This is a genomic window from Streptomyces sp. SCSIO 75703 (assembly GCF_036607905.1).
GTDB lineage: Bacteria > Actinomycetota > Actinomycetes > Streptomycetales > Streptomycetaceae > Streptomyces.
On sequence record NZ_CP144555.1, the window covers coordinates 6282822 to 6296390 of the forward strand.

2 protein-coding genes (both running past the window's edge) are annotated in these 13569 nt (G+C 77.4%); both read left to right on the top strand.

Annotated elements, in window-relative coordinates; genetic code table 11:
• Positions 1–6250, top strand: the 3' portion of a protein-coding gene (locus tag VM636_RS27775; RefSeq protein ID WP_338485950.1) for an SDR family NAD(P)-dependent oxidoreductase. Its footprint begins 13319 nt before the window's first position; the window shows 6250 of its 19569 coding nt (coding positions 13320–19569); its start codon lies off the left edge, out of view; the stop codon is at positions 6248–6250.
• Positions 6240–13569 carry the 5' portion of an SDR family NAD(P)-dependent oxidoreductase gene (locus tag VM636_RS27780; protein ID WP_053913131.1) on the top strand. The gene runs 6098 nt beyond the window's last position, so 7330 of the gene's 13428 nt are visible here — the first part of the coding sequence; the start codon lies at positions 6240–6242; the stop codon falls past the right edge of the window. The genes VM636_RS27775 and VM636_RS27780 overlap by 11 nt, the downstream gene beginning before the upstream one ends.

Below are 13569 nucleotides of genomic sequence, written 5' to 3' on the forward strand. Positions count from 1 at the left end.
CGCCGCCCGGCTGGTGCTCATCGGCCGGGCCGCCCCCGGCCCGGACACCGACCGTCTCGTGGCCCGCGTCGCGGAACTCGGCGGCCAGGCCCTCTACGTCCCCGCCGACGTCACCGACCCGGCCGCCCTGCGGAACGCGGTGGAGGCGGGCCGGGCCCGGTTCGGCGCCTGCCACGGCGTCTTCCACGCGGCGATGGTGCTGCGGGACTCCCTCGTGGAGCGCATGCACGCCGAGGCGTTCCACGCCGTCTACGCCCCCAAGGCCCGGGGCAGCGAGGTCCTCGGCGAACTCTTCGCCGACGAACCGCTCGACTTCCTGCTCTTCCTGTCCTCCGTACAGTCCTTCACCGGCTCGGCGGGCCAGGGAAACTACGCTGCCGCCTCCACCGCCCAGGACGCGCACGCCCGGGAACTCGCCGGCCGGGCCGCCCACCCCGTCCAGGTCGTCAACTGGGGCGTCTGGGGCGAGGTCGGCGCCGTGGCCGCGCCCCGCTACCGCGAGGCACTGCGGGCGCGCGGGTTCCGGCCCATCGAACCGGCCGACGGCATGGCCGCGCTGGAACGCGTCCTCGCCTCCGGCCGACGGCAGATCGTCGCCCTCGACGCGGACGACCACGTCCTGCACGGCATCGGCGTGCGCGACGACCGTGCCGCCCCGGCCGCTACCGTGCCCCGCCCCGCCGACCTGATGACCGGCGCGGCCCGGCACCTCGCCGCGGAGCGGGCGCTGGAGGAGTTCATCGCCGGCGAGGTGCGCGGCCTGTTCGGGGAGGCCGGGCTGCTGCGGCGCCCCGGACAGGAGCACCACGTGACGGAGCCGGCCCGCGCGCTCGGCGCCCCGCCCCGGCACCGGCGGCTGGTCGACGGGCTCGTGGAGGTACTGGTCCGTGGCGGCCACGCGGTACGGGACGGCGACCGGGTCCGGGCCACGGCCCGCGTCCCGGACCCGGCGGGCCTCCGGCCCGCGCGGGCCGCCGCCGGTACCGCAGACCTCGCGGCTCCCGCCGGTACCGGCGGGAGCCGGGCCAGGGCCGGGCGGGCCGCCGCGCTGAGGTCCGCCCACCCCGAACTGGGCGCCCGCCTCGACCTCGTCGGCGCCTGCCTGGACGGCCTGCCGCGGGTGCTCACCGGCGCGCTCTCCCCGACCGAGGTGCTCTTCCCGGACGGTTCCGGCGAGCGGGTGGCGCCCGTCTACCGGGGCAGCCCCCTGGTCGACCACTGCAACCGGCTGCTCGCCGCGCACGTCGTCGACCACCTCCGCGCGACCGGCACCCCGGGCCGGCGCCCCCGCGTCCTGGAGATCGGCGCGGGCACCGGAGCCACCACCACCGAGGTGGTGGACGCCCTGCACACGGCCGGCATCGAGGCCGACTACGACTACACCGACGTGTCGGTGCGCTTCCTGCGCGAGGCCGGACAGCGCCTGCCCGGCCGGTCCGGCGTCCGGATGACGTTCCGGACCCTCGACATCGCCCGCCCCGCCGAGGCACAGGGCTTCGAGGCGGGCGGCCACGACGTGGTGATCGCGGCCAACGTGCTGCACGCGGTGGCCGACCTGGACGGCGCCCTCGGCCGGGCACGCGCCCTGCTCCGCCCGTCCGGACGGCTGCTGCTCACCGAGGTCACCCGGATGCTCGGCTTCCACACCGTCACCTTCGGGCTCCTGGACGGCTGGTGGGCGCACACCGAACCCGAGCGGCGCCTGCCCTGCTCACCGCTGCTCGACGAGGAGATGTGGCGGCGACGGCTCGCGTGGACCGGCTTCACCGCGGTCGAGGTGCGGGGCGAGGCGGACACGGCGGGCCCGCTGTCGCAACGGGTGATCACGGCCGTGCCGGACGCCGCCGGCACGTGCCCCGGGCCGGTGGGCGCGCCGGACACCCCGGACGCGGGGCGCGGCCCGGTGACCGTACCGGGGACCGCCGGCGCGGGCCCCGGCCCCGTGACCGCGCCCGCCCTGCCCCCGGCCGCGGAGGCGTCCGGCGCCTTCGACGCGGCCGGGCGGGTGGCCGGGCTGATCACGGCGTTCGCCGCCGAGGCGCTGGGCATGGCCGCCGCCGAACTGGAGCCCGGCCGGCCCCTGTCCTCGTACGGGGTGGACTCCATCGTGGGCGTCGAGCTGATCAACCGGATCAACCGCGAACTGGGCATCGTCCTCAAGACGATCGCCGTCTTCGACCACCCCACGGTGAGGGACCTCGCCGCCTTCGTCGCCGAACGGCATCCGGGCGCCGTCGAGGAGCGACTGCGCCCGGCACCGGCCGGGGCGGTACCGGCCGAAGCGGCACCGGCCGGGGTGACGACGGCCCCGCAGGACCGTGTCCCGGGGGGCGACCACCCGGGACCCCCGGGACCCCCGGAACCCCCGGGGACGGCCGCGCCGGGCGCGGTGGCCGGCGGCGGTTTCCGCGCGGTCCGGTTCGAACGGCCCGGCAGCCCGGCGGACCTGGCCGTCGTGCCGGTCGAGCCTGTCGCCCCGGGACCCGGGGAGGTCGAGGTGGCGGTACGGGCGTTCCCCGTCAACTTCTCCGACTTCCTCGCGGCCAAGGGCCTCTACCCGATGATGCCGGACTTCCCCTTCACCCCCGGCGTGGAGGTCTCCGGCGTCGTCCGCCGGGTGGGGCCCGGCGTGCGGCGCGTGCGGCCCGGCGACGAGGTCATCGCGCTCACCCGGCCCGAGATGGGCGGTCAGGCGTCCGTCGTCCTCACCGACGAGACCTTCGTGGTGCACAAGCCGGCCCGCCTCACCCACGAGGAGGCGTGCGGCATGCCCGTGGCCTTCCTCGCCATGTGGCTCGCGTTCGAGCGGGCCGGCGTGCGGGCCGGCGACCGGGTCCTGATCCGGGCCGCCACCGGCACCAACGGGCTGGTGGCCGTGCAGCTCGCGCGGGCCGCCGGCGCGGAGGTCATCGCCACCGCCGGCGGCCCGCGCAAGGTCGCCCACCTCGCCGGGATGGGCGTGACCGACCCCATCGACCACGAGCGGTACGACGTCGTCGAGGAGGTGCGCCGCCGGACCGGGGGAGCCGGGGCCGACGTCGTCGTCAACACCCTCGGGAACGGGGCGACACAGGAAGGGCTCGACCTGCTCGCCCCGGACGGGCGGTACGTCGAGATCGCGGTCTTCGGCCTGCAGGCGGCCGGCGGCCTCGACCTGTCCCGGATGATCGACAACCAGAGCTTCCACAGCTTCAACACGAAGAAGTACTTCCTGCGCCATCCCGAGCGGCGGGTCCCGTGCCTGGAGACGATGGCGGAGCACCTGGCGGCCGGTACGGTCCGGCCGCACGTGGCGCACGTGGTGCCGTTCGACCGCGTCACCGAGGCGTACGCCCGGAAGGCGGAGCGCGGCACCATCGGCCGCGTCGTCGTCACCGTCCCCGACCCCGACGCCACGGCGGCGCACGGGACCGCCCGGCCGGAGCGCGGGACCCCGGAGCGGGAGACCCCGGAGCGGGAGACCCCGGAGCGCGAGACCCCGGAGCGGGATGCCGGGCCCGGCCCCCGCGCCCGCCGCACCTCCCCGGGCGCCACGGCCCCCGCCCCCGGTCCCGCCCGGGACGACGACATCGCCGTGATCGGCATGTCCGGCCGGTACCCCGGCGCCGCCACCCTCGCCGAACTGTGGGACAACCTCGCCCGCGGCGTGTGCGCGGCCGGCGAGGTGCCCCCCTCCCGGTGGCCCGCCGAGCGCTACCACGACCCCGACCCCGCCCGCCTGGACACCACGTACTGCTCGCGGGGCGCCTTCCTCGACGACGTGGACGCCTTCGACGCGCCGTTCTTCGCCATGTCCGGCAAGGAGGCCGCGCAGACCGACCCGCAGCAGAGGCTGTTCCTGGAGGAGGCGTGGCGGGCCCTGGAGGACGCCGGGTACCCGTCGGGCGCGCTGGAGGGGCGGCCCTGCGGCGTCTTCGTCGGGGTCGGCCCGAGCGAGTACCTCACCCGGATGAACAGGGCGGGCGTCCTCAAGGAGGCCCAGTCCTTCTGGGGCAACGAGGCGTCCGTGCTGGCGGCGCGGATCTCCTACTTCCTCAACCTCAAGGGGCCGAGCCTCGCCGTGAACACCGCCTGCTCGTCCTCGCTGGTCGCCGTGCACCTCGCGTGCCGCAGCCTGCTCTCCGGCGAGTGCGAGACGGCCCTGGCCGGCGGCGTCTTCCTCACGCTCGCCCCGGACTACTTCGTCGTCGCCAGCAACGGCACGATGCTGGCGCCGGACGGCGTCTGCAAGACCTTCGACGACTCCGCCGACGGCTTCGGGCCCGGCGAGGGCGTCGGCGCGCTGGTCCTCAAACCGCTGCGGGCCGCGCTGCGCGACGGCGACCACGTCCACGGCGTCGTCAAGGGCTCGGCGATCAACCAGGACGGCCGCACCAACGGCATCACCGCGCCCAGCGGCGCCGCCCAGACCGCCGTCGAACTGGCCGCCTGGGAACGGGCCGGCATCAGCCCCGAGACCCTCGGCTACGTGGAGGCCCACGGCACCGGCACCCGGCTCGGCGACCCCGTCGAGATCGAGGCACTGGCCAACGCCTTCGCCCACCACACCGACCGCAAGGCGTTCTGCCCGATCGGATCGGTCAAGGCCAACATCGGGCACACGGCCGCCGCCGCGGGCATCGCCGGGATCATCAAGGTGCTGCTCGCCTTCCGCCACGACCGGCTGCCCCCGTCGGCCAACTACCGGACCCCCAACCGCCTCATCGACTTCCCCGACACGCCCTTCCGCGTCGTCACCGAGCTGTCCCCCTGGCCCGGCCGGGACGGCGCGCCCCGCCGGGCCGCGGTCAGCAGCTTCGGCTTCAGCGGGACCAACGCCCACCTGGTGCTCGAGGAGCCGCCGGCGGACCGTCCGGCGCCTTTGGCGGAGCGGACGCGGGTCGCCGTCCCGCTCTCCGCGCGGACGCCCGGCGCGCTCGCCGCCCGCCGTGCCCAACTGGCGGACTGGCTGGAGGGCGAGGGCGCCGCCGTCTCCCTCACCGAGGTCGCCGCCACCCTCCAACTGCACCGCGACCACTTCCGGGAACGGGCCGTGTTCGTGGTGCGCGACCGGGCGGAGCTGACCGCCCGCCTGCGCGCCGCCGGTGCCGACGACGCCGCGGGGGCCTCCGGCGCCGTACCGGACACCGACGACCCGGTCCTGGCCGGGGCCGCCGCCCGGTACCTGGCCGGCCAGGACGTGGACTGGCGGGCGCTCTGGCCGGAGGGGACCGTCCGCCGGACACCGCTGCCCACCTACCCCTTCGACCGGCACCGGTACTGGTTCACGGAACGGGACACCGTCTACGCGGCCGACACCGACGCCGCCCCCCGCCTCGCACGCGTCGGCCCGGCCGGCACCGGACCCGAGGTGTGGGAGGCCGAACTGAGCGGCACCGAGTTCTACCTGACCGACCACCGGGTCGAGGACCGGCCCACCCTGCCCGGCGTGCTCGGCCCCGAACTCGCCCTGCAGGCCGCCCGGCTCTGCGGAGTCCGCGCCGACGCGGTGACCCGCCTGCGCTGGCTGCGCCCCCTGGTGGCCGACGGCGCCCCCCTGCGGGTGACGGTGCGCCTGGAACCCGACGGCGCCGCCACGCGCTTCGAGATCCGCTCCGGCGACACCGCGCACGCCCGGGGCACGCTGGAGCCCCGCGGCCCCGGCGAGGACGTCCCACGCGCCGACCTCCCGGCCCTGCGCCGCTCCTGCCCCCGGTCCGTGCCGGTCGCCGACCACTACCGCTTCCTGTCCGGCATGGGACTGCGCCACGGTCCCGCCCTCGCCTGCGTCCGCGACCTGCGGACCGGCGACGACCAGGTCCTCGCCCGGCTCACCCTCCCCGCCGGTCTGGAGGGCACCCGTGCCGACTACCGGCTGCACCCCTCCCTCGCCGACGGGGCACTCCAGGTGCTGGCCGCCATGCCGTCCCTGCGCGCCCTGGCGCCGTCCCGGCCGCTGCTGCCCGTCGCGCTCGGCGCGCTGGTCCCGCCCGACCGGGCCCTGCCCCCGTCCGTGCTGGTCCACGCGGTGGCCCACCCGGCACCGTCCGGCCCCGGCTCTCCCCCCGCCCTCCCCACCTTCGACATCCGGCTCCTGGACGAGGAGGGCCGTCCGCTGCTCTCGCTCGAACGACTGACGATCAAGATGCCCGACGCCGGCGCCGCCGCGTCTCCCGCCGGCGATCTGACGGAACTGCTCCGCCGGTTCCGGGACGGGGAGATCGGCGAGAGCGAGGCCGAATCGGCCCTGGAGGCCCTCCTTGCAGAATGACCCGACGGGCCGCAAGGCCCTGCTGAGCGGCATCCGTTCCGGCGCCATCGGCGTGGAGGAGGCCGCACGCCTGCTGACCTCGGCCCGCACCGCCCCGGCCACCCCCGCACCGGCGGCACCCGGCACGGAGCCGGCCGCCCACCTGGTGGAGTGGCTGCGCGGACTGGTCGCCGACGAGGCGCGCGTCCCCGTGGACACGGTCGAGGCCGACGCCTCGCTGGACCGCTACGGCTTCGACTCCGTGATGGCGCTCAACGTGGTCCGCGCTTTGGAGCACCGCTTCGGCGCGCTCCCGGCGACCCTGCTCTTCGAGCACCGGACCGTGAGCGCCCTCGCCGGGCATCTGACGGCCACCCACCCGGAGGCCGTCGCCGCGCTCCTCCCGCCGACGGGGCCCGACGCCCGTGCCGGCGCCCCGGGCGGCGGAGGCACCGGCACGCGCACGGGCACGGCCCCCGCCCCGTCGGCGGCCCCACCGCAGGCGCCCCCCGCGCGCTCGGCGGACCTCGCGCCGGGGCCCGTACGCGCCCGCGCCACCGGGGACACCCGGATCGCCGTCGTCGGCATCAGCGCCCGGTTCCCGCAGGCCGAGAACCTGGACGTCTTCTGGGAGAACCTGCGCGACGGCCGGGACAGCGTCACCGAGATCCCCCCGGACCGCTGGGACCACGCCCGCCACTTCGACCCCCGCTTCGGCGTCCCCGGCAAGAGCTACACCAAGTGGGGCGGCTTCCTGGACGGCGTCGACACCTTCGACGCCGGGTTCTTCCACCTCTCGCCCCGCGAGGCCGAACGGATGGACCCGCAGGAACGGCTCCTCCTCCAGGAGGTCTGGCACGCCCTGGAGGACGGCGGCCTGACCCGGGACCGCCTCGCCGGGACGGCCGTCGGCGTCTACGTCGGCGTCATGTACTCCCAGTACCAACTGCTCCAGGCCGAACAGGCGGTGCGCGGCAACCCGCTGCACCTCGGCTCCTCCTACGCCTCCCTCGCCAACCGCCTCTCGTACTTCTTCGACCTCCGCGGCCCCAGCATGGCCGTGGACACCATGTGCTCCTCCTCGCTCACCGCGATCCACCTGGCCTGCGAGGCCCTGGCGCGCGGCGACCTCCAGGCGGCCGTCGCGGGCGGCGTGAACCTGACCCTGCACCCCGCCAAGCACATCGACCTCAGCCAGGGGCGGTACGCCTCCAGCGACGGGCGCTGCCGCAGCTTCGGGGAGGGCGGGGACGGCTACGTGCCCGGCGAGGGCGTCGGCGCCGTCGTCCTCAAGCGCCTGGACGATGCCCTCGCGGACGGGGACCGGGTCCACGCCGTGATCCGGGGCAGCGCCCTCGCCCACGGCGGGAGGACCAACGGCTACACCGTGCCCAACCCGGCCGAGCAGGCCCGCCTCGTCGCGGAGGCGTGCCGGCGGGCCGGGATCGCGCCCCGGGACCTCGGTTACGTCGAGGCGCACGGCACCGGCACGTCCCTCGGCGACCCGATCGAGATCAGGGCGCTCGCCCGCGCGCTCGGCCCGCGCCCGGAGGGCCGGCCGCCGTGCGCGATCGGCTCGGTGAAGTCGAACATCGGCCACCTGGAGGGCGCCGCGGGCATCGCGGGCCTCGCCAAGGTGATCCTCCAGTTCCGGCACCGCCGCCTGGTGCCCTCACTGCACGCGGAGCCGGTCAACCCGCACATCGACTTCGACGCGGCCGGGCTGCGCCTGCAGCGCACCCTGGAGGACTGGCCCGCGCTGCTCGACGACACGGGCGCCCCCTTGCCCCGCCTGGCCGGCATCAGCTCCTTCGGCGCGGGCGGCGCCAACGCGCACCTCGTCGTCGAGGAGCCCCCGGCTCCGCGGCCCGTACCGCCCGGCGCGCTCGGGGGGCCGCACCTCGTCGTGCTCTCGGCTCCCGACGCGGAACGCCTGCGCGCCCAGGCCGCCGCGCTCGCCGACCACACGGCACGCCGGGCCGCGGGCCCGGACGAGGACCGGGCGTGGCTGGCCGGCGCGGCCCACACCCTGCGTCAGGGCCGCGAGGCGTTCGCGCACCGGCTCGCCCTCGTGGTCCGCGGCACCGGCGAACTCGTCGCCCGCCTCCGCGACTTCGCCGGCCACGGAACCGGCGACGGCCTCGTCCTCGGCACCGCCGCCCCGGTGGCGGCCGGGACGGAGCCGGTACCGGCGCGCGCCGACGGGCTCGACGGCGCCGCCCGCCGCTGGGTGCGCGGCGAACCCGTCGACTGGAGCCCCCTGGACACCCCGGCCCCGCCCAGGGCGGGCCTGCCCGGCTACCCGTTCCTGCCCGAACGCCACTGGCCGGACCTCACCGACGCCGCGCCGCCCCCGGGGGCCGGGACCACCACCGGGCACTCCGGCGCGGCCGGCGAAGGGGCCCGGACCACGACCGGGCACCCGCTGCTGGGCCGCAACACCTCCGTCTTCGGCCGCCAGCGGTTCACCACCCGCTTCGACCCGGCCTCCCCGTGGGTCCGGGACCACCTCGTGGCCGGACGGGCCCTGCTCCCGGCCGCCGCCTTCGTGGAGATGGTGCTCGCGGCGGCCGTCCGGTCCGGCCTCGACGCCCCGGCGCTCGACGACGTCGTGTGGGAGGCGCCGGTCGCGGTGGAGCCCGGCGGCGAGACCGTGCTCCACGTGACCCTCGTGTCCCGCGAGGCGGGCACGGCGGACTTCACCGTCACCACGGCCGACCCGGCGCACACGGGCCCGGCGGCGGACTGCGGCGGTCCGGCGCACGTCCGGGGCCGGGTCCTGGACGCGGGCGCGGAGGCCGGGCTCGGCACCCTCGACGTGGCGGCGGTCACCGCGGCCTGCGAGACCGTTCTCGACGGCGCCGCCTGCTACGAGCGCTTCGACCGGCGCGGACTGCGCTACGGGCCCCTCCTGCGGGTGCTGGAGTCCGTGCGCGCCGGTGCCGGGGAGGCGCTGGCCCGCCTGCGGCCGGACGCGGCCGGGGACCCGGCACACCCCGCCGACGGCTACCGGCTCCACCCGGCGCTGCTCGACGGGGCGTTCCAGGCGCTGGTCGCCCTCGACGACCCGGACGCCCCCGGCGGGGCCCGGGTGCCGTTCGCCGCGGCCCGGGTGCGGATCGCGGGCGCCGGGCCGGGCGGGGCGGCGGGCCAGGGGTGCTGGGCGCACGTCCGCGTGCGGCCCGGGGCCACCGACGGACAGGGCCGCCCCCAGGTCGTCGACCTCGTCCTCGCCGCCGACGACGGCCGGATCACGGCCCGGGTCGACGGGCTCGTCGTCCGCCCCGTGGCCGACGGCGGCCACCAGGTCGTCACCCTCCACCCGAGGTGGGCGCCGGCCCCGCCGCCCGCCCCCGGACGGCCACCGCGCACCCTCCTCGTCCTCGCCGACGACGACGCCCTCCCCGACGCGCTCGGTGCCGAACTGGGCCCCGGGACACGGCTCGTACGGCTGCTGCCGGGGGAGGGGTTCCGCCGGGACGGCGAGGACCGCTTCGTCCTCGACCCCGCCGACACCGACCACCACACGCGGCTCCTGGACGCCCTCGCCGAGCCCGGCCCCTCCCGGCCGCCGTACGACGCCGTCCTCCACGCCCGGACCCCCGCGCCGTCCGCCACCGCAGCCGCCGTGACCGACGGGGACCTGGAGCGGGGCTTCCACACCCTGCGCGCGCTCACCACCGCCCTGGCCCGCAGGGTCCCCGGCGCGTCCGTACGCCTGGTCTCCCTGGCCCCGGCCGGCGCACCGGCCGCCGCCGCCCTGGGCGGCTTCTGCCGGTCCGTCGCCGCCGAGCACCCCGCCTACGCCTTCACCACGCTCACCCTGCCCGGGTGCCCCGCCGACGACGGCCCCCGCCCCGAGGACGTCCGGCGGATCGCCGCCGAACTCACCGCACCCGTGCCCGGCGGCCAGGAGATCCGCTACGACGCCGACGGCACCCGGCGGGCCCGCCGGCTCACCGAGGCCGCCGGCCCCGCGCCGGCCGCCGCACCCCGGCTGCGCACCGACGGCGTGTACCTGATGACCGGCGCGCTCGGCGGACTCGGCCGCCCCCTCGCGCTCCACCTCGCCCGGCACCGGCGGGCCCGCCTCGTCCTGGCCGGGCGCTCCCCGCTCGACGCGGACGCCGAGGCGTTCCTGCGCGAGCTGGAGGAGGCCGGGGGCCGGGCCGTGTACGTGGCCGCCGACTGCGCCACCGAGGACGGCGCCCGCCACCTGGCCGAGGCGGCACGGACCCGGTACGGCCGGCTGGACGGCGTCCTGCACCTCGCCGGGGTCCTGCGCGACGGACTCGTCGCCGCCAAGACGCGCGGCGACACGGACGCGGTCCTCGCCCCCAAGGTCTGGGGCGCCCACCACCTCGACCGGGCCACGCGCCGGGACCCGCTCGACTTCTTCGCGCTCTTCTCCTCCGCGAGCGGCGTGACGGGCGTCGCCGGACAGACGGACTACGCGTTCGCCAACGCCTACCTCGACGCCTTCGCCGACTGGCGGGAGGAGCGCCGCCGCGCCGGCGAGCGCGCGGGAGCCACCCTCTCCGTCGCCTGGCCGCTCTGGGAGGCGGGCGGCATGGACGTCGACGAGCGGGCCAAGCGGTGGATCGAGGAGAACCTCGGCTGGGTGCCGCTGCCCCTCGACGCGGGCCTGCGGCACTTCGTCACCCTGCTCGGCGGCGACCGTACCCGGGCCGCCGTCTTCCACGGCCGCCGCCCGGCCATCCTCCGCGCCCTCGGACCGGTGGCCGACGGGCCTGCCGGGACACCCGAGCCGGAACCCGCGGCGCAGGACGCTCCCCGCCCCGCCGGGCCGGGAGCCGCGGCCGAACGCGGGCTGCTCGACCGGCTCACCCGGCTGGTCGCGGACGAGCTGAAGACGCCGGTGTCCCGGCTGGACCCGCGGACCCCGTTCGAGCGGTACGGGCTCGAATCCGTGATGGTCATGAACGTCACCCGCGCCCTGGAGGACGTCTTCGGCCCCCTGTCCAAGACCCTCTTCTTCGAACACCGGTGCCTGGCCGACCTCTGCCGCCACCTCGCCGAGACCCATCCGGCGCGGGTGGCCGCCCACTTCGCGCCGGCGGCACCGGCACCCCGGCCCGCGCCCGCCACCCCGGCGCCCGCCCCCACCACCACGGGGCCCGCCCCGGCGTCCTGCCCGGTCACCGCCCCGGCGTTTGCCGTGCGGGACGAGCCGCTGGCCATCGTCGGTGTCAGCGGGCGGTACCCGATGGCCGGCACCCTGGACGAGTTCTGGCACAACCTGCGCGAGGGCCGGGACTGCGTCACCGAGGTGCCCCGCTCCCGCTGGGACCACGGCCGCTACTTCGCCCCGGACGCGGACCGCCCCGGCACCACCTACGCCAAGTGGGGCGGCTTCCTCGACGACGTCGACCGCTTCGACCCGCTCTTCTTCGCCATCCCGCCCCGTGAGGCCCGGATGATGGACCCCCAGGAGCGGCTCTTCCTCCAAGCCGCGTGGCACGCCCTGGAGGACGCCGGACACGCCCGCTCCGCGCCCGGCGGCCGGCGGATCGGCGTCTACGTCGGCGTCATGTACGCCCAGTACCAGCTCTACGGCGCCGATCCCGCCCTCCAGAGCCGCGGTTTCGTGCCGGGCTCCCTCTCGGCGTCCGTCGCCAACCGGGTCTCCCACGCGCTCGGCCTCACCGGACCCAGCGTCGCCCTGGACACCATGTGCTCGGCCTCGCTGACCGCACTGCACCTGGCCTGCGCCGGCATCCGCCTCGGCGACTGCGACGCCGCCCTGGTCGGCGGGGTCAACGCCATCCTGCACCCCAACCGCTACCTCCAACTCGCCCAGTCCCGCTTCGCGTCGAGCGACGGCCGCTGCCGCAGCTTCGGCGAGGGCGGCGACGGCTACGTGCCCGGCGAGGGCGTCGGCGCCCTGCTGGTGAAGCCGCTGAGCCGGGCCGAGGCCGACGGCGACCACGTCCACGCGGTCATCCGCGGCACGGCCGTCAACCACGGCGGGCGCAGCAACGGCTTCACCGTGCCCACCCCCGCCGCCCAGGCCGAGGTGATCGGCGAGGCGCTGCGCCGCTCCGGCGTCGCACCGGGCGACATCGGGTACGTCGAGGCGCACGGCACCGGCACCGCCCTCGGCGACCCGATCGAGATCGCCGGGCTCGGCCGGGCCTTCCGGAGCGCCGCGCCCGACGGCACGGACACGGAGCCCATCCCCATCGGCTCGGTGAAGTCCAACATCGGCCACCTGGAGTCCGCCGCCGGGATCGCCGCGCTCACCAAGGTGCTCCTCCAGTTCCGGCACCGCGCCCTGGTGCCCTCCTTGCACGCCGACCCGCCCAACCCACACGTCGACTTCGGCGCGGGTCCCTTCCGCGTCCAGCGCGTCCACGCGCCCTGGCCGGCCCGCCGTACCGGCGGACGCGACCTGCCGCGCCTGGCCGCCGTCAGCTCCTTCGGCGCGGGCGGCTCCAACGCCCACGTCGTCCTCCAGGAGTACGTCCCCCCGCCCGCGGCGGCCCCGGCCGGCTCGCCGGAGGCGCCGCGGGACGCCGCGCTCGTCGTGCTCTCGGCCCGGACCGAAGCCCAGCTCCGGGTCCTGGCCGGCAGCCTGGCCGAGGCGGTCCGCCCGCGCCGCGCCCCGGCCGCCCCGCTCACCGGGGCCACGCCGCCGACGGGTCTGCTCTCCGCCGTGGCCGACGTCCTCGGCGTCCCCGTGGACAGCGTCGACCCGGACGAGGACCTGGAGAGCCTGGGCTTCGACCCGGTGACCCTGGCCGCACTCGGCGACCGCCTCCGCGCCGCCCCCGGCGCGTCGGCCACCGCGCCCGTGCCGGCCGGGCACCACCGGCTCCGCGATCTCGCCGCCCAACCGGACGGCCCGGGGGGCCCGGAAGGGGAGGCACGGGCGCCGCACCGGCTGCGGGACATCGCGTTCACCCTCGCCGCCGGCCGCGAGCCGCAGAGCGAGCGGCTCGCCCTCGTCGTCACCGACGTGGGGGAACTCGCCGCCCTGCTGGAGGAGTTCGCGCAGGGCGAGGAGCCCCCGGCGGTGTACCGGGGCTCCGCCGGCGGACAGGGCGGGCTCCTCGCCGAACTCCTCGACGGGCAGGAGGGCGCGTCCTTCCTCGCGTCCCTGCGGCGGGCCGGCGACCTGGACCGGCTCGCCCGGCTGTGGGCGGCCGGCCTCGACGCGGCGGGCGTCCCCGAGGACCGGCACGACGCCCGGCGCGTGCCACTGCCCGGCTACCCCTTCGCCCGGGAGCGGTACTGGGTGCCCGAACCGGCCGAGGACGACCCGGGAACCCCGCCCGCACACGGGACGCCCGATTCCCGGACGCCCGATTCCCGGACGC